At 45.5% G+C, this 18806-nt stretch carries 11 protein-coding genes; 3 read left to right on the top strand and 8 right to left on the bottom strand.

The features are described 5' to 3' along the window. Positions 1-10: 10 nt before the first annotated feature. The 3 genes from ITJ87_RS02000 to ITJ87_RS01990 all read right to left on the bottom strand — a co-directional run bounded on the left by ITJ87_RS02000 (position 11) and on the right by ITJ87_RS01990 (position 5113). A complete protein-coding gene (locus ITJ87_RS02000; RefSeq protein ID WP_087332263.1) occupies positions 11-1465 on the bottom strand; it encodes a sodium:solute symporter in 1455 nt (484 codons plus the stop codon). 158 nt (positions 1466-1623) lie between these two features. Beyond that, complete coding sequence (locus tag ITJ87_RS01995) at positions 1624-2790, bottom strand: exo-beta-N-acetylmuramidase NamZ domain-containing protein (RefSeq protein ID WP_117600247.1); 1167 nt, start codon at positions 2788-2790, stop codon at positions 1624-1626. A gap of 229 nt (positions 2791-3019) precedes the next feature. After that, complete coding sequence (locus tag ITJ87_RS01990; protein ID WP_117965620.1) at positions 3020-5113, bottom strand: BT4734/BF3469 family protein; 2094 nt, start codon at positions 5111-5113, stop codon at positions 3020-3022. 371 nt (positions 5114-5484) lie between these two features. On the opposite strand from ITJ87_RS01990, the gene ITJ87_RS01985 reads away from it, so the two are divergent. Then, on the top strand, positions 5485-6108 hold the full coding sequence (locus ITJ87_RS01985; RefSeq protein ID WP_005834690.1) for an HU family DNA-binding protein: 624 nt from the start codon (positions 5485-5487) through the stop codon (positions 6106-6108). Positions 6109-6256: 148 nt separating this feature from the next. On the opposite strand, the gene ITJ87_RS01980 is transcribed toward ITJ87_RS01985, so the two are convergent. The 5 genes from ITJ87_RS01980 to ITJ87_RS01960 form a co-directional block, all read right to left on the bottom strand. Beyond that, positions 6257-6565, bottom strand: a complete 309-nt coding sequence (locus ITJ87_RS01980; RefSeq protein ID WP_005824948.1) for a nucleotidyltransferase domain-containing protein — start codon at positions 6563-6565, stop codon at positions 6257-6259. A 3-nt stretch (positions 6566-6568) separates the two neighbouring features. Further along, positions 6569-6841 carry an HI0074 family nucleotidyltransferase substrate-binding subunit gene (locus ITJ87_RS01975; protein WP_005824947.1) on the bottom strand — a complete coding sequence of 91 codons (273 nt, stop codon included), beginning with the start codon at positions 6839-6841 and terminating at the stop codon, positions 6569-6571. Positions 6842-6931: 90 nt separating this feature from the next. Next, a complete protein-coding gene (locus tag ITJ87_RS01970; RefSeq protein WP_196096306.1) occupies positions 6932-8485 on the bottom strand; it encodes a hypothetical protein in 1554 nt (517 codons plus the stop codon). 208 nt (positions 8486-8693) lie between these two features. Beyond that, positions 8694-10379 (bottom strand): RagB/SusD family nutrient uptake outer membrane protein, encoded by a 1686-nt coding sequence (locus ITJ87_RS01965; RefSeq protein ID WP_005824940.1) that lies wholly within the window; start codon positions 10377-10379, stop codon positions 8694-8696. Between the two features lie 22 nt (positions 10380-10401). Next, positions 10402-13797 (bottom strand): TonB-dependent receptor, encoded by a 3396-nt coding sequence (locus ITJ87_RS01960; protein WP_044468867.1) that lies wholly within the window; start codon positions 13795-13797, stop codon positions 10402-10404. Between the two features lie 403 nt (positions 13798-14200). On the opposite strand from ITJ87_RS01960, the gene ITJ87_RS01955 reads away from it, so the two are divergent. Then, a complete protein-coding gene (locus ITJ87_RS01955) occupies positions 14201-15049 on the top strand; it encodes a hypothetical protein (protein ID WP_005824933.1) in 849 nt (282 codons plus the stop codon). A gap of 412 nt (positions 15050-15461) precedes the next feature. Beyond that, positions 15462-18803: a TonB-dependent receptor gene (locus ITJ87_RS01950; protein WP_117965614.1), complete on the top strand. Its 3342-nt coding sequence runs from the start codon at positions 15462-15464 to the stop codon at positions 18801-18803. The last annotated feature ends 3 nt before the right edge of the window (positions 18804-18806 follow it).

The raw sequence follows: 18806 nt of genomic DNA, 5'->3' as shown, positions 1-18806 counted from the left end.
ATGTATTAAGTTAATTGTTCTTTTTATCTTTCTTAATCAATAGACAGAGACCGATGAAAGTGAACAGTGCATTGAAAATCAGCAATTCGTAGCTGAATTGATAACCTCCGAACCAGGCTTCGGAATTCTTCTGCAGAATGAAGCAGAGAACCGGGGAGGCGATGGCAACTAACGGGATGTACTTGTCACGCACTTGTTGTTTCATGAAAATGCCGAAAGCAAACAGACCCAGGATAGGACCGTAGGTATAGCTTGCCAGAATATATACAGCGTCGATGACACTGGTGTTGTTGAGAAGATTGAATACGAAAATGGTGATTCCCATGACAACCGCCATGCCGATGTGCACTTTCTTGCGCATCTTCACAACCGTCTCTTCCGACTTGCCTTTCGTTCCCAGAATGTCTACGGTGAAGGAAGTGGTCAGCGCGGTGAGTGCCGAGCCTGCGGCTGAATAGGCAGAAGAAATCAGGCCGATGATGAACAGTATGCCCACAATGGCAGGGAAATAGTTGCCGGTGGCAATCAGCGGGAACAGTTCGTCACTCTTCTCCACCGCAATCTGCTGGTTGGCGGCAAAGATGTAGAGCAGCACGCCCAGCATCAGGAAAAGCAGGATGACGAAGAACTGCGAAATGACACTGGTAATCATGTTCTTCTGTGAGTCCTTGAAGTTCTTGCAGCTCAGGTTGCGCTGCATCATGTCCTGATCCAGCCCGGTCATGGCAATCATGGTGAAGGCACCGGCGAGGAACTGCTTGAAGAAGTACTGCTTGCTGTTCACATCGTCGAAGAAGAAGATGCGGGACATGTCACTGTCGGCAATGGTGCTTACCATACCGGTAAATGACAGATTGAGGTCGGAAGCGATATACCAGATGCAGAGTACGACCGACACCACCAAGCAGAATGTCTTCAGAGAGTCTGTCCAGATAAGAGACTTTACGCCACCCTGGAAAGTGTACAACCAGACCAGTGCCACGGTGATGGCCACGTTCAGTAGGAAAGGCAGTCCGAAAGGTTCGAATACCAGCAGTTGCAACGTCAGGCATACGAGGAACAGACGGACAGCGGCACCGAGCATTTTGGAGATGAAGAAGAACCAGGCACCCGTGCGGTAGGAAGACATGCCGAAACGGTTCTCCAGATATTCGTAGATGGATACCAGGTTCATTTTGTAGAATAGCGGTACCAGCAGATAGGCTATGATGAGCTGTCCGGCAATGAAGCCCAACACCATTTGCAGATAGCCGAAGCTGCTGGCGGCAACCATGCCGGGTACGGATACATAGGTCACACCTGAAATGGCGGAACCGACCATGGCGAACGCCACGACATACCAGGATGACTTACGGTTACCGACAAAGAATCCTGCGTTGTCAGCCTTTCTTCCTGCAATATAAGATACCGTGAACAATATCACGAAGTAGGCAGCGATGGTAATGATTACGGAAAGTGGAGTCATGAGGTTATTTACGATTTTATGATTTACGATTTACGATTGAAATTACTTCTTTTGATGATATGTACGACTTTGATTATCCTATGTACGCTCTGACGTTCTCTTCCAATTCACGTTCATTTTTTAATCGTAAATCGTAAATCGTCAAATCGTACATCCCTTTATTCTTCGTAGAGCAGGTAGGGCTTGCGCTGTACCTTGAATTTCTCTACGTCGTCTTTCCATCTTGCCTTGATTTCTTCGGCGCTCTTCCCTTCCTTTATCATTTTGCGCACGTAGTCGGTGCCTATCAACAGTTCGAAGAAGGAACGGAAGAAGTGGTCGTCCATGTTCAGATTCCGGTAAGCGTCTATCACGTAACTCAAGTCAATACCGCGTTTCCAGATTTCCTCGTCGCTCATGTTGCTCAGGTTCACGCCGTGGCAAAGCTTGCCCAGCTGGGGCGGATTCTTGGCTCCGGGAACACTGCGCGGGGTGAAGCTGTAGCTGTAGCCCGTCATGTTGGGATGCCCGTAGACCTGGAAGGGGAGGTCGGTTCCTCTTCCCAGACTGACCGGAGTGGCCTCGAAATAGCAGGTCGAGGGGTACAGATAGATGGACTTCATGTTCGGCAGATTGGGGGACGGGGGAATCGGCAGCTTGTATAGGGTCTGGTGCGTATAGTTCTTGCAGGGAATGACGGTCAGGTCGCAAGTGCGTGACGCCGGCAACCAGCGTTCGCCGTTTACCATCAGGCCCAGTTCGCCCAGCGTCATGCCGTGCACCACGGGAATCGGCAGCCAACCTACACCGGATTTATATTTCATGTCCAGTATCGGGCCGTCCACGTAGTGTCCGTTCGGATTGGGGCGGTCCAGTATCAGCACCTTACGGTTGTATTCTGCACAAGCGTCCATCAGCCGGCACATAGAGGCATAATAAGTATAGAATCTCAGGCCTACATCCTGGATGTCTACCACAAGGATATCGAACTTGCGCATGGATGCTTCGCTTGGTTTTCCGGATTTCCCGTCGTACAGCGAGAGGATAGGTACTCCGGTCTTCTTGTCTACCGAGCTGGACACGTGTTCGCCTGCGTCGGCATCTCCTCTGAAACCGTGTTCAGGGGAGAAAATGGCTACTACATTGAACTTGTTTTCCAGCAGAATGTCCAGCAGATGCTTGTCTCCTATCATTCCTGTATGATTGGAGAATATGGCAATTCGTTTATCTTTTAGGATTGGAAAATACTCGGAAGTCTGTTCATCACCTAAAATAATTCGTTCTTCTTGTGCCCGGCACAGTAAAGAACTACATAGCACAAAGGCTAAAAGCAGCAGTTTCTTCATAATAGTATTATTAAGGAGGACGTTGTTTGCAACAAAGATACGGTTTATTTTAATATCAAAAACACTTATTTGGGTATTTTTAGTATTATCAATCATAATTTGCAAATAGTCAACTGTTCACCTTATTAATAATGGTTGAACTGCATCAACTGCGTACGGAAATACTTTTTATAAAAAGAGTGAGGGCCAAGTTTGCCCTCACTTTGGTACAATCGGTGGGAGTGCCGGTTCATTCTTCTATTCTTACCAGATGATAAAGTGTTCCCCGGTTCGATTTCTTGTTGAGGATGTCCAGCTTGCGGAGCGTGCGCCCGAAAGCTGCTATCCGGTTGATGGCCAACTTATCCCTCGTTTTCTGTTGCAGGTCGTTGAAAATCTGCATGGCTGTGAGCCATTCGCCTTCTTCGCTCTCCTCCGCGCCACGGAAATGGCAAAGGAAAAGTTCTTCCAATGGGTCTACCCGCTCGAATTCCCGGTTGTACTCCTTTACGATTGCTTCGTCAGTGTCGTCCAGCCAGTAGCGTTCACCCTTCATGATGTCGTGCATGGCTTGGGCATAGAGCTGGTGATAATTGATAGTGACGTTTGTCTGGATAGGACCGGTCACTTCGATGCAGATGAAACGGCGACTTCCCGACGGGTCGGTCAGCAGGTCTTTCAGATTGCTGGTCCCGATGAAGGAGGCATAGCGGCGCATTTCCTGAATAGTGGTACCGTAGGGCTTTCGCAGGTTGGCAACCGGTTTTTGCAGGAGGTGCTTCAAGAAGCCTTGCTGATTGGCGTTTATCTGGTCGAATTCGTCGATGTTAATCAGAAAAAAGCGGCCAAGGCTGCGCTCCGCTTCCTGCTTGCTCTTGAAGTCGATACTGTCGGTGTAGCCGAAACGCAGTTCCGGTGGCAATAGGATGCGGCAGAAAGTACTTTTGCGGTAACCTTGCGGACCTACGAGCAGGGGCGAGGTATTGTTGCCGTGCTGTTTGTCGGTTCCCCGCCAATGTGCCACCATGCCAAGAAACCACCGGTAGAACAGTTCCCTCCAGTGGGGATTGTGGCAGGGCACGAGGTCGGCCAATGCGCGGATGCGGTCTTTGCCGTCCCAGCGTCCGGTGTTATAGAGATATTCTTCGATGGGGTTGTATAGCGGCACGTAGTCCGAAGACAGGAAGCGGGTGATGTCGCGGTCCCACACACGTACTCCCTCTTTCAGTGCCTTCATGGCGATGCTGCTGCGTACGCGCTGGTCGGCAGGTTGGAAGTAGAAGTGGATGGAGTCGCGCTGCCGGTATTCCAAGTCGCCAAGCACGGTGTTGTAGCGGAATTCGTAGCGGCGTTTCATGAACTCCTCCAGCCGGAAAGCAGTTTCCTGGTCTTTGTTCAGGCTGCTGCGGGTGCCGAAGCCTTTCAATTCCCCGTAAAGGTTATGCAGCGTCAGGCGTACAAGGGGTTCGTCTGCCTCCCGGTAGTAGTGCATCAGTGTCTGGCGCACCGCTTCTTCTTCAGGAATGCCGGCTTTGAAGCAATGTTCGGCAAGGCGGGACAGCAGCGGGCGCAGGTCGTCGCCCCGTCGCCAGTTGTCCAAATCGCGGAAGGCACGGTCGAGGGCGGCCTCGAAGAGCAGGTTGCATGTGTCCGCCACTTCGTAGCCGGGAGTCATTCTCAGCAACGGATTGCTTTCCTGCTGTTTCCGTTGGCGGTAGTTGTCTTCCGAGGGCAGGGCGCAGGGCTGTTCCAGGCAGAAGGCCACGGCGGTGGGGCTATAATAGGGCTGTTCGTCCACGGTCATCCGGCAGCTTTGTAGGAGTGGAGGAGCCTGGAGGGTGATGGGGAAAGGGAGAAGGGGTTGGTAGCACTTCACTGCCAGGCGGTAGGCGTGGGCGTGGAATAAGGCGATATCGTCTTCATTCTTTGGAAGCCCTCCGTCGGGCAGGGTGAAGCGTACCCATATTTTGGCGCTTCGTCCGCTGGAGCCACAGAAGGCGGCAAAGGTTTGCGGCAGCAGGGCGGCTTGTTGTTTCACCAGTTCGGCTTCGGCCACCCCGGCCAGATTGTTTACTTCCAGTAGTATCAGCCCGTTGTAGGTCTTTATCCGATGTTCTCCTGCTTTGGTGCGGGTCATTTCTACGGCGGGATAGAGACGCGGCAGTCTGTCGATATGCTCATATCGGGCGTTGGTCCCTTTCAAATGCGGGATGATGCTACGCAGCTCCGTAATGTATCCGGTCTTGTTCTCGGTTTTCAGCTTTTCCATCAACATGTCCGTTTCTTGTGTGCTGACGGCCTCTTTTCCGCTTTCGCGTTCCTCTCTGATCAGTGTGATTTTCATTCTTTATCGTGTATGTAATATTCTTGTAAAGATACGCCGGGAAAGGGGGGGATACAAGCTTTTCAAGGATTATTTTCCGATTGGCTTCTTTTTTGGGGTGGAATGTCTATATGTTTCTTTTATAAAAGGTGTTTGTTTCTTTGCTTATCCCCATAGTTTTGTCTATTTTTACACCAGAGTTTATGAACAGTCCACTAAAGTGGTCTTTCTTGTTCATATTAGTGAACGGAGCAGCTCACTACAGTGAACGGTTCTGCTCACGGGCTGGGCTGTGATATAACCTTTGTACTTCAACAGACTGCGTACGTACTTCGCACGTGTTCCGTGCAGTGCTTTATCGTATAATGTAACCCTTTAACGCAGTTTGAACTATGGCTATTTTGTTTGATTGGTACGAGAATCCGGACTCGTACGACAAATCTCCGGAAGATAAAATCCTTCATCCCCGTCTCCGCCTAAATGGGAGCAGGTCTACCGATGAATTGCGGCGGGACATCCAGGCACGTTGCTCATTGACAGAAACCGATGTGACGGCTGTGCTTGATGCTGTGTCGCACGTCATGGGCAGGGAACTTGCCGAAGGAAGGCAGGTGCATCTCGACGGCATCGGCTACTTTCGCGTGTCGCTCACCACGACCGAACGGGTAGTGGCTGCTACCAAGCGTAAGTTGACGAAGGTGAAGATGGCGGGTGTGAAATTTCGTGCCGACCAAAAACTGAAAAATGAAATTGGTACCATCAAGGCAAAGGCTTTGAAGGCAAACGAGCATTCGGCTAAACTGACGGATAAAGAGATAGACCGTCGGCTGACCAACTATTTCGCCACTCGCCCTTTTATGACACGGAATGACTTTCAAAGCGTTTGCGGCATGATGCGTACTACTGCCATGCGGCATATCCGTCGGCTGCGCACCGAAGGAAAGTTGAAGAATGAGGGAACAATGCTGCAACCGATTTATGTACCCGTTTCAGGATATTACGGTAAGAATGAGTGACTTATAACTTTGAACGAAGAAATCTTGTGGTGAGGGCAAATTTTGCCCTCACTTTTTAAATTTGCTCTCACCCACCTCTTGAATGCCGATGAATAGGGCGATGCGTGCGAAAGGTGAGGGTGGTGAGGGTGGATGTGTGAAATTTAGTTTAGTTTGATGGGCGGCTGAATATGGGTATTCCCATACGGTGTATATGTTCCAAAAGGTCGGCATTCTTTAATTTGCCATAGATGGAAAGGTCTACGCTGTAAGGCAAAAGCAGGTCGTCTATTTCATCGGAAAGGCTGCTTAAAGTATTATACGTAAGTCTGTCTCCCATCAGCGTGATGTCTATGTCAGAAAAAGGCTTGAAATTTCCTTTGGCTCGTGAGCCGTACAAAACAGCCTGCTCTATTTCTTCATGTTTCCGGAAGAGATTGCATAGCTTTTCCAGTTCATTGTCGGTCAATCCGTACATAGCTCAATCGAATAAGGATGGTGTATTCAAGGATTGCATTTTCTCTTCAGAGACTACATCGTTGTCATGATTGTGCGATGTCAGATTTCGGGCTTCTATAGTCTCCGTCCATTGCTTGTCATCAATCAATCCCATTTCAAGGGCTTTGCGTATGGCATCACGGGAGCTGCGGATGTCGGTATACCCCTGATATTCTGCATAGTCCTTCATCACTTTCCAGGCCAGTTCGTGGGTATATTCAAAACGCTGTATCCATCGTATGTCTTGCTGTACCATGATAGCTGTCTGTTTTTAAGTAAGCAAATATAAGCTTCTTTTGTGTAACGAGCAAATGGATGGGGGCTTTTTCGTGAAAGCTGTCTGGGGCTATTTTGGAGAAAGGCTGTTTTTAGGTGTGGAATAAGTTCCTGAATTTGTTGAGCCGATGTCGAAATAGTTATATATGTATGTTCTGGTTCCACATGCATTTATGAAATCAACCGTTACGCAAACTCGTTCAATTTCATGACTGTTCCGACTGCTGAAAGTAGTGAAATAATATCCTTGCATGTCTACCTCCCAATCGCAGTCAACACTCCAATGAAAATCATGCGCACCTTCAGGAATAGGATTCAATCCGCATTCACCTCCGCTTTGTGACAGATAGCCATATATAATGTCATGGTCATTTTCTTGTATTCCTGATACATTGAAAGTAATTGGTTTGGAAAACTGAACAGTGTATTCCTTTGTGTGTACTATTGCGGTTAAGGTCGTATAAATGGAACTGCCTCCGGGTGTCCCTAAATTATTCAGGGTGATAGCAGGTGATGCCTGATTTAATTGCGAATATAAATCGTTGCCAACAATCCAATCCACTGTTGCTTTTGTGGGAAAATTCTTGATACTGAATGTCCCGTTGTCACAGATTACGTCAGGGCCAATCAGTTGCATTGATGTCTTAGATACACTCAAAGGTAGCTCATTGGTAAAATTATCGGTTTGATTTTTATATTTGTAGCTCACTTTGACACTTGCGTTACCGGGTTGTGTCGGTACGATTGTTACCGTAGAGCTGTTCTGACCACTTACTATCTTAATATTCTTCCCGGTCCAATAAAATGTATGTGCCTTGCTGTCATTGATGGAATATATGTATTCTTTATATTGTTCAATATTTCTGTAGCCATCTATTTGAGGACCCATATTGGGAAAACTGATATTGCTTTTCCGAGCCATGAAATACTCTTTTGCTCCGATAGAATTTATGTAGAAATCATGGACTTCTACTCCGACATCGCTGTTCTTGAAGGCTTGCTTTGATTTCAAATTTATTTGGAATCTACTTTGTGTGACAGATGCACTTTGAGAGACTTCAGCGAATAGATTTTTATCGTAAGTCCACTTTATGCCCGTATCTTTGTTTATGGAATAATTGCACCAAAGTGTTATCGTATCTCCCAATTCAAATGTTGAAGGGGCATTGATTGGCATAGGTTTCATTTTGACATTGATGTTTCTTAGATCTGCGGTAAGTTCGATTGTACTTTTTTCAGGACGTACCATCAGGGTAGAATTACTACCTGCTTTAGTCCATAATACATTTATTGGAAAATGTTTTTTTCCTGCTGGAATTTGGGTTACCCATGTACTCTCGAATCGTTCTTGGTAGTTTGTTTTGAATCGTGCTTCTCCACCGACTGCTGAAATTCTTATACCTACAGATTGTTTTTGTATAGGAATACTTAAATCATAAGTGTAGTAACCATCACTAACATAGGGGTTCATTTCGCCCGTAATAGTACCGCTTATGTAGGAAGCACGTGTTGTGACATCAGAATAGAAATCCTTATCTTGTAACTCGTCTGTTTGTTCTTCTTTGTTGCAACTACTATTGATGAAGCAGATTAGTAGTACGAAAAATATGTTCTTCTTTTTCATGATATGTTTCTTGTTAGTATGTTATGAACGAAGGGAAAGTATATGATATTGATTTATGGTTCCTTTTAGAAGGTGCTATTCGTGTTTCTATACACCTTTTAAAGGGAATAACAAAAGCGTCCATACATTTGTATTTAGATACATGGAATGTATGAACGCTTTAATTAAATCCAAACGAGGTACAGCGCGATATGCTGTTTTTAGTTGATTACCAACCCGGATTCTGCTTCATGTTTTTATTCAGGGTCAACTGTGTAGTTGGAATCGGGTAGAAATAATGTTTGGCTTCATAAGTACGGATTTGTGCATCGGAGGCATCTATATATCCGTTCTTGGTCGCTTCTTCACAGTCAGGCACATTGCTTACGTTGGCGCCCAACATGGTGTTCGGGTACTTGGTTGAATCCAATTTGTCGAGCTGGTGCCAACGGATTAAATCCCAATATCGGTACCAGTTATCCATAATCAGTTCGCAACGGCGACAGCGGCGTATCTCCCAAATCAGATTGCTTACTCCCATATTATTGGCAGGATCGGCATCTGGAGTAGTTGTCATAGCCGGCAGGCCGGCACGAGCTTGAAGCTTGTTTATGGAGTTGTTGAGATCGTCTTGTGTGAGAGAACCCATTTCGGCTTTGGCTTCTGCAAAGTTCAGATAAATAACTGAAATCCAATAGAGCGGGCAGTCGGTGTATTGGTAGCCGATGTTGTTTCGGTCGCTTACACTCAATTCTTCGGGGTTATCATACTTGGCGATGCCATAACCGGTCGATGTGGTGAAGGCTGCTACACCGGCACGGCTGTAGGCGTGGCCTCTGAAAGAAAGTACCGGGTCAAGAATTTCGGACAGGCGCTTGTCGCGTACGGCCAAAACCTCTCTTATAGAGTAATTTTTGTCTGCATCCAATACGGCTGCATCGTCCTTGTTTTTCGAGGTTGTTGCCAACGGTTTTCCATCAAGGAAAAGGAAACTGTCGAATGCGTCCTTTGAAATGCCGTGCGTACCACTTGTGTTGATTGTGTAGTCAATGGTGGAGTGCCTTAGCGAACTTTGTGCATAAGGCTTGTAGAAAATCATTTCCGGATTGCTTGCCAGGCTGACAGAATTATAGTTGGCTTTGTAACTATTACTTAGAGAGTAGTTTTTGGCCATAAGATATTCGCAGGCTGATACACATTCTTGCAAGTATTTGTTGGCGCGGCTCTCATCAGCGGCTTTGCCATTCTCGGCTTGAGTGCGATATTTGCAGTATGTACCTTCATATAAGGTGATGTCTGCTTTCATGGCATATGCCATGTCGGTGCTGAAACGTTGCCGATTGCTGTTTGCGGTAATGTGTTCGCACGCATAATTGATGTCTGCCAGCACATGGTCCATCACTTCATCCCGGTCGGTGCGTGGTCCGTAGAGGGCTTCGTTGTCGGCTGGGTCGATAACTTTGTCTATCCATTGAACATCGCCGTACATACGGACCAACTGATAGTATTCCCACGCACGGTTCATGCGTGCAAGACCTTCATAGTGGGCCTTTGTTGCTTCATCAAGAGAGGAAGACTGTACACCGGCAATGATATAGTTGGCGCGTCGGATTTCTGTGAAAGGGGCTGACCAGTTTGTGGAAGATGCGACCACGTTAGTGTAAGTCCAGTTATGGCTTTCTGCATCTACCTGGTCATCGCTTATTGTTTTGAAGTAGAACCATCCTCCACTGGCTCCGTTGCCAAAGCCGGTAAAGTTGTTATAAAAAGTATTGCACTGATTATCCAAATTATCGGTGTTGCTCCAGTATGCCGGAGTATTCGTGAAGGTATCCAAGGGGGATTTGTCCAGCAAATCGTTGCAACCGGTTAACATCGCCAGCGCTGTGACCCCATATATAAATAATTTCTTCATTGTTCTTAAGTTTTTGAGGTTGTTATAATGTTACCTGGACTCCAAATGAGAATGTGCGTGTAATAGGAGCTATACGTCCCCATCCACCGGCTGTAAGTCCATTGCCTGTACTGATTTCGGGGTCGACTGGAAGGTCATTCCCTTTGTGGAGCAGAAAGAGGTTGCTGCCACTGAAGTAGATACGTGCTTTCTCAATGTAGGCTTTGCGTGTCCACTCTTTCGGAAGGGTATATCCCACAGTTACGTTCTTCAGACGAAGATAGGACATGTCTGTCAAATAGCGGGATTGGGGATAGTAGTTGTTGCAGCCGTTAGCTATACCGGATACGGTACCTCCACTATTATTTGTACCACGATAAAGACGTGGATAACGGTTGCCTTGATTTACCTCATAACCGGTAATGGCGGTATAGTCTGAATTCCAAAGCACTTTGTTATAGCTTGTTTGGTGGGAATAGATGGCTACGTCGGCATGTACCATGGCGGGAAGGTTTAGGGAAGAAGTCGTCCAGTCCTCACGTTTGCCTACACCTTGGAAGTAGAGGTCAAGGTCGATACCTTTCCACGCTCCGCCTAAATGGAAGCTGTATTCGTAGCGTGGCATAGAGTTTCCGATGACTTTCAAATCGCCGTGGTCGTCTGCTGTGCCTTTTCCACCGTCAATCTTGCCATTGCCGTCCAAATCCTTGAACTTGACGTCTCCCGGGCCGTAATGGAAATTACCGGATTCCAGTCCTGCCTGGCTTGCAATGCCGTTTGCATAATTCCATGAACCGTCTGCATTTTGGCTGGTGAAGTCTTTTTCCTCGAAGTAACGGTCGGTTTCAAAACCGAAAATGTCACCGTAGGTTTTACCGGTGTAATAGGTGCTGAGCAGTTTGGAATCATTGTCCCACTTTGTTACTTTAGTCTTGGAGTCACCGATGTTGAAGTTGGCATATACGTCGAAGTCGCCGAAGGTATGGCGCCAGTTCAAGTTCAACTCCCATCCACGTGTACGTAAGGTACCGGCATTTTCATAAGGAGCAGAAGCACCCAGAGTGTTCGGCAATACTTGTGCCGGTGCCAGCATGTCACGATTCTCACGTTGGAACCAGTCGAAACCTATAGTCAGTTCGTCATTCAAGAGACCCAGGTCAAGACCTATATTGAGGGTGCGGATACGCTCCCAGGTCAAAGTACTTGATACCAAATCCGGCATGTTATACATGGTCAGGAGATTAGCGTTGGCATTATTGTTTTCAATCCAATAGATATAGCCGGTACTTTTATTGTTCAACCGTTGGCTTATTAATTGTTCGAACATGTAGTCGCCCACAGCCTCGTTGCCGATTTCGCCAAAAGAAGCACGCAACTTACCATTGCTGACAATATGTTTCAGTGGGGCGAAGTAGGCTTCTTCGGAGAAGCGGTAGCCGATGGATGCAGAAGGGAAGAAGGCCCACTGGTCGGTATGGGGGAAACGGGAAGAACCGTCGTAACGTCCGTTCAGTTCCAATAAATAAATGCCTTTGTAGTCATAATTGATACGGCCGAAATAACCGGCAGAAGCGCGGGATGTATGATTCCAACTCAAATCTTGTCCATCCTTGCCAGCCATATTCAGTTCGGGGTATCCCTCTTGATCGTACATCACATTGCGGGTACCATACAGATATTTGTATTCCTCTTCTTCTGCGTTGACACCTGCCATTACATTCAGATTGTGTTTTTTGGCAAATGTTTTGGTATAGTTTACGTATGCGTTGGCCGTCCATGTGTTCTGTTTGGAAAAGTCTCTCCAGATACCGCTATTGCCTTTAGTGACGATGTAAGAGGGTACCGGTTTCCCGCTCCAATTGATGCCGTAAACGGAGTTGTCCTGCGAACCGCTGTTCATATTCTGAATGGCATATGTAAAGTCTGCATTAAGGGTCAGTCCTTTAACGATTTCAGCTTTCAAGAAAGTGTTCATACGGGTCAGGTCTGTTGTCACTTCACGATCGGCAGCTTGCTTCTGCATGGCCATGACGCGTGTGTCATAGCCGTCGATTGTGCCCGAAGGAATGAAATAAGAACCCCAACGCCACAAATATTGGTAGGTGTTGGCCCATGTGTCCGGGCGTTTATAGTTCTTACGACTATAGTTGATGCGTGCACCCACCTGTAGCCAGTCGTAAACATTAGTGGTGACATTGACTGAGGCATTGTACTTTTTTAGTTCGTCCGGGTGAATCTTCATCTGTCCTTGCTTTTCGTTGTAGCCGAAAGATAGGTAGTAATTGGTCTTACCAGATGTTCCTTGTATAGAAACATTGTGGCTCATGGAAGGAGCAGCTTTGTTGAAGTAGATGTCCTGTACATCCCAGTCAGCATAATAAAAAGGAGTGCCGTCCAATACGATATAGTCACCCACGTTACTATCGCTTTGGTAGAGGTTCATAGGACGGTAGCCGGTCTTGCCGCCGTTCTGTTGCTGCCACTTTTCGGCGTAAGGTAACAATTTGTCGAAATACATACCGAACAATTCAGGCATACCGGCACCACCGTTCATACTGGCTTCGATACCCATCTTTAATTGTGTGGGTACATCGGGATAGTCCGGCAGGTAAGTAGCTTGATCCCATGCAAAATTGTTGCTGTAATTGATGGTAACCTTTTCGCTAGGCTTTGCGCTCTTGGTATTGATTAGAATCACACCGAAAGCGGCGCGCGTTCCATAAATGGAGGAAGCGGAAGCGTCCTTCAGTACGGAAATATTTTCGATGTCTTGCGTATCGAGGAAAGAAATGTCATCCATCGGAACGCCGTCCACTACAATGAGTGGATTGCTGACTTCTCCATTACTCAATGTCCCCAAACCACGTATACGCATGGAGGCTGTCTCGTCGATGGCACCACTTGTGGTGAGAATGCTTAGTCCCGGAACAGCCCCTTGCAATGCTTTGGCTACATCTTGTTGTGGACGACCTGCCATTGTCTTGTTTAAGTCCACTGTAGAAACTGCTCCTGTCAAGTTAGCCTTCTTTTGTACACCGTAGCCTACTACTACTACTTCATCCAGCATCTCGGTATCTTCTTTCAGAGTTATTCTCATCGTTTTGGCTGCCTTCACTTCTTGTGTCTGATAGCCCACAAATGATATTTTTAGTGTTGCTCCCGGTGTTATGGTCAATGTAAACTTACCGTCTAAGTCGGTAATTCCGCCGTTGGTAGTCCCTTTTTCTACTACGCTGGCACCGATAATCGGTTCGCCGGCTGCATCGACAACTAAACCGCTGATGGTGATAGCTTGTAATTGTTCTGTTACACCAAGCGATTTATCAGGATTGGCTTGTGCAGCCATCACGTTGCCGCTACTTAATAACAGTGAGCTGATTGCCACTGCTGTGAGGAGTTTGCTATGTGTTAGTCCTCGTTTTTTGTGATCTTCATTCATAAATGATTGATGATTTGTTGTTAATTAAATACTTCTTAAATTTGGGGTAAGGGTAATAAGGGCCGAATAGTGAGACTATTCAACTTGCAGGATTGTTTCTTCTTCCATAGGCATTTTCTCTTTTTAAAGGTTCATAACTTTATATTATCTCTTGTTTTCCTATTTGTTTGCTAAGTTCAGACGGAACTTGGAATTCAGTCAGATAGTATCTTATTGTTAGTCTGTTATCGTCTTGTTTTGACTAAAACGCGGTTGCGTTGGAAAAGTGGGAATACTTTGTTGGATGATTGAGGATATGAGCAAAAGGGAGATGTATGGCCAGTAAAATGATTTTTTCTTGAAATAGCCTTGGAAAGATTAAAAAAAACTATATATTTGTATTCAATTCTAAAACTAACTACCTATGAAACTAATTGCAGAAAGTGGTTCTACGAGAACAGAATGGGCGCTGGTTGAAGATAATCGTCTGATACAGCGAGCCTTCACAGAGGGCTTAAATCCTTTCTTTCAAACGAGAAGAGAGATTAGCCGAAGTGTGCGGTTAGGATTACCCGAGCATTTTTTCAAAAGGAAATTGGAACAAGTCTATTATTATGGTGCCGGATGTACTTCTTATGAAAAGAAAAATGTATTGGGAGCTTCATTGGTAGCACAATTCAAAACTCCAATTCAGGTAGAGAGTGATTTGCTGGCAGCTGCACGTGGCTTGTTCAAATGCGAGGCCGGCATTGCTTGTATTTTGGGAACCGGCTCAAACTCATGTTTTTATGATGGGAAAATCGTTGTAAAGAATGTCCGGGCAGGAGGTTACATCCTGGGGGATGAGGGTAGTGGTGCTGTATTGGGCAAAATGTTCTTGTCTGATGTACTGAAAGGTTTGGCTCCTAAAGATGTAACGGCGGATTTCTTTGAGAAGTTCCGTATAAGTCCGAATGAGGTTATGGAATCTGTGTATAACCGCCCGTTCCCCAATCGCTTTTTGTCTACTATATCTTATTTTTTGGCTGATTATACCAATGATGACTATGTATTTGAGCTGATTACCGGTAATCTGAGAAATTTCTTTACTCGTAATGTCTGCCAATATGACTACAAAAATTATCCTATTCGTTTTGTGGGTTCATTGGCTTACAGCTACGCGACCATTTTGCGGGAAGTTGCCCGTGAATTTGGCATCGAACTGGAAATCATTGAAGAAACACCAATGAATGGCCTGATTGAATTCCATTCTTTAAATATAGAAGAACCTTAAATTCTTTATATAATAAGGTGTATAACCTCCTTTTTGCAAATGTATAAATATAAAGTTAAATAAATGCAAAGGAATGTTCTTGATATTAAATAATAATGTATCTTTGTTAGGACGAAATGAATGAATCATTTCTCACCTTTGTTAATAACGAGTTTTTTATCTCTTAAAACAACCAATAGAGTTAAGTAATTAACAAGATTTTAACCTTGTATAATATATAACTAAGTTCCGTCTGGACTTGGTAAATAAATAGAAAAAAGAGAGATAATATAAAAATGTGAACCTTTAAATAAAGAAAACGCCTATGAGAAATTAAAGAAGCTTTCGGAAATAGTCTGACTAATCCGAACTATATGATTCCCTTACCCTAATTTTGAAAAACTGGTTTAATTAACAAAATCATCAATCACTTATGAATGAAGATCGCAAAAAACGAGGACTTGCCAATGGTAAGTTCTTTACGGCGGTGGCAATCTGTGCTCTGTTTTTAGGCAGTGGCAACGTGATGGCTGCCCAAACAGCATCCAACGACTCACAAGGAGTACAAGAACAGATGCAATCTATCTCTGTAACTGTCACAGTTGTAGATACAAAAGGTGAACCTATTATTGGTGCCAATGTCATTGAGAAAGGTACGACCAATGGTGGCATTACGGATTTGGATGGAGTTTCCAAATTAAATGTAAAGCCCGGTGCTATTCTGCAAGTATCATTTGTGGGATATACTACTCAAGAAGTTAAGGCAACTTCGGTAATGAAGGTTGTTTTGAAAGATGATACGGAATTGTTGGATGAAGTTGTCGTAGTAGGTTATGGTGCACAGAAAAAAGTGAACCTGACTGGTGCGGTGGCTTCCGTGGACGTGAACAAAACAATCGATAGCCGTCCTATCACGGATATAGGTCGTGCCTTGCAGGGGGCTGTGCCGGGATTGACCATCACTACCAACTCCGGTGAGATAGGTGGTGCGCCTACTATCAAGATTCGTGGTAGTATCGGTTCTCCAAACGGTGATTCCAAACCTTTGATTCTTGTAGATAATGTGGAAGTAACGGATATTTCTATGGTGAATCCGGACGATATTGAAAGTATTTCTGTATTGAAAGACGCCGCTTCTGCTTCTATTTACGGTGCTCGTGGTGCATTTGGCGTATTGCTGATTACCACAAAATCAAGAAGTAAACATGAACGTCTTTCTGTAAAATATACCAATAACTTCGCATGGCGTACGCCGACCAAGACACCCGAACAACTTCCGGGATGGCAGCAGGCTGATATAAACTTGCAGGGTGTAATCAATCAGACTAAGGGATCTGCCGCATTTTATAACGTAGTGGGTAATATGCGTGTGGATGCTACACATGTGCAGAAAATGAAGGATTACTGGGATAAATATGGTTATGGTGACCAGTTTGGCCGTGAGATGGAATTGGGTCGTGACTTTGAGTTCCGCGATGGCGGTATGTTCTTTATCCGCACTTGGGACTGGTATGATGAATACATCAAGGACTGGGCTCCGCAGCAGAACCATAGCCTTTCTATCAACGGTGGCAACGGAAAGACTAATTACAATATCGCTTTGGGTTATCTGAGCCAGGATGGTATGATGAAAATCAATTCGGATGATTATACACGTTATAATGCTAATATCTCTTTGAACTCTGAATTGAACAAATATGTATCTGTCCGTACAGGTGTCATGTTTACCCGTTCTGATTATGACAAGCCGTTTAATTATGGGAGTGATTTGTATGATCCAATGTACTATCTATATCGTTGGCAGCCGATGATGCCTTACGGTACTTTTGAGGGTAAGGAATTCCGCAATGCTTTGACAGAGTTGAAGAGTGCTCCTACTACAACCAAAGAACGTGAATATCTCCGTTTGGCGGGTGGTGCAACAATCAAACCTATTAAAGATTTGACAATTGATATTGATGTTGCTTACAGTACAGTGGAAAATCGCTATAAGGAGTATGGTACGCCGAGCTTGACCAGTGGTTATGAAATCTTCACTGCCCGTCCGTCTGTTGAGGCATTACGTGATTCTTATGGCAGTTATCTATCTGCTGCTACTTATGATTATGTATATCAGGAAACCGGACGCACGGAGAATCTGACAGCTAACTTCGTGGCAACTTATGCCAAACGCTGGGGAGATCATGATTTTAAGGCGATGGCAGGTTCCAGCCTTGAAAAGAGCGAATATGAATATTACTGGGCACAACGCAAAGGTCTGCTCGACCCTGCAAAACCGGAATTGAATCTGGCTACAGGTGACCAGACTACAAGCTCCTCGCATACATGGTGGTCTGTAGCAGGCTTCTTCGGACGTCTTAATTACTCTTACAAAGACCGATATATGTTGGAGTTGAACGGCCGTTATGATGGTTCCTCCCGTTTCCCTTCGGGCAACCGCTTCGGTTTCTTCCCCTCTATGTCTGCCGGTTACCGTATTTCTGAAGAACCGTTCATGCAGTCGTTGAAACCTTATTTGAGTACTTTGAAGGTTCGTGGTTCTTGGGGTATGATTGGTAATCAGGATGTAGGTACCGACCGTTATATCTCCACTCTGTCCACTTCTGTTGACAGTTGGATTATCGATGGAAAGAAAGTACAGTCAACGCAAAAACCGACTATTGTGTCTTCAACCCTTACTTGGGAGAAAGTTACTACACTTGACCTTGGCTTGGATGCCCGTTTCTTCAATGATGCTTTGGGAGTAACGTTTGATTGGTATAACCGTACTACCAGTGATATTTTGACTACTGCTAACCTGCCTGCCACATTGGGTGCTGCCGCTCCATATGAAAATATGGGTACTATCCAGACCAAAGGATGGGAGCTTGCCATTGACTATCGCCATACCTTCAAGAATGGTCTGCACTTTGGCGTGACGGCTTCTGTTGCCGATGACAAGACTGAAGTAACCAAGTGGACGTATAATACAAAGATTCCTTCTTATGGAGCTACCGGATGGTGGGATAAGAGTGCTTATAAAGAAGGTATGGTTTTGGGAGATATCTGGGGCTTGCAGTTCGACCGTTTCTTGACGGAAGATGACTTTAATGCTGACGGTTCTTTGAAAGCCGGTTTGCCCGACCAGACTAAAGTATTCCCTGCCGGTTATCAATTTGCTCCCGGTGATGTGCTTTATAAAGACCTCGACAACAACGGTGAAATCGTAAAACAGACCAATACAAATGACAAGGGTGACCTTAGTGTTATAGGTAACGCCCTGCCGCGTTTACAGTTTGGTTTGAATTTGGATGCTGCTTGGAAAGGCTTTGATATAAGCATGTTCTTCCAGGGGGTAGCCAAGAGAAAACTTTGGGCGGCAGGTAACCAGGTATTGCCAGGCTTTACTACCGGTGAACCCTTCTACAAAGGTGCTGAGGATTATTGGACTCCCGAAAACACAGATGCTTTCTATCCCCGTCCGATGGATTACCAGCAGTCTGCTTCGGGTAACTATAGCGTGAATGATCGCTATTTGCTGAATATGGCTTATCTGCGTCTGAAGACATTTACTGTGGGATATTCTCTTCCTAAGGTTTGGTTGAGTAAATTCAAGGTGCAAGGTTTGCGTGTTTATTTTACAGGTGAAAACCTTTTCACCATTGATGGTGTGAAACCTGCTATCGATCCTGAAATAGGAATACGTACGGCCAATGGTAAGAGTGACCAGCGTAACTTTGGTCGTAGCTATCCATATCAGAAGACAGTGTCGTTCGGTATTCAGCTTAGTTTATAATCT

The organism is Bacteroides sp. HF-162 (assembly GCF_015679285.1).
Lineage (GTDB): Bacteria > Bacteroidota > Bacteroidia > Bacteroidales > Bacteroidaceae > Bacteroides > Bacteroides uniformis.
This window is presented reverse-complemented; position numbering and strand designations above follow the sequence as displayed.

Excerpts from the sequence above, each read along its gene's own strand:
- ITJ87_RS01965 (WP_005824940.1), bottom strand. The coding sequence starts at position 10,379 with ATGAAGAAATTATTTATATATGGGGTCACAGCGCTGGCGATGTTAACC.
- ITJ87_RS01975 (WP_005824947.1), bottom strand. The coding sequence starts at position 6,841 with ATGGTACAGCAAGACATACGATGGATACAGCGTTTTGAATATACCCAC.
- ITJ87_RS01950 (WP_117965614.1), top strand. The coding sequence starts at position 15,462 with ATGAATGAAGATCGCAAAAAACGAGGACTTGCCAATGGTAAGTTCTTT.
- ITJ87_RS01990 (WP_117965620.1), bottom strand. The coding sequence starts at position 5,113 with ATGAAAATCACACTGATCAGAGAGGAACGCGAAAGCGGAAAAGAGGCC.
- ITJ87_RS01995 (WP_117600247.1), bottom strand. The coding sequence starts at position 2,790 with ATGAAGAAACTGCTGCTTTTAGCCTTTGTGCTATGTAGTTCTTTACTG.
- ITJ87_RS01960 (WP_044468867.1), bottom strand. The coding sequence starts at position 13,797 with ATGAATGAAGATCACAAAAAACGAGGACTAACACATAGCAAACTCCTC.
- ITJ87_RS01955 (WP_005824933.1), top strand. The coding sequence starts at position 14,201 with ATGAAACTAATTGCAGAAAGTGGTTCTACGAGAACAGAATGGGCGCTG.
- ITJ87_RS01970 (WP_196096306.1), bottom strand. The coding sequence starts at position 8,485 with ATGAAAAAGAAGAACATATTTTTCGTACTACTAATCTGCTTCATCAAT.
- ITJ87_RS01985 (WP_005834690.1), top strand. The coding sequence starts at position 5,485 with ATGGCTATTTTGTTTGATTGGTACGAGAATCCGGACTCGTACGACAAA.
- ITJ87_RS01980 (WP_005824948.1), bottom strand. The coding sequence starts at position 6,565 with ATGTACGGATTGACCGACAATGAACTGGAAAAGCTATGCAATCTCTTC.
- ITJ87_RS02000 (WP_087332263.1), bottom strand. The coding sequence starts at position 1,465 with ATGACTCCACTTTCCGTAATCATTACCATCGCTGCCTACTTCGTGATA.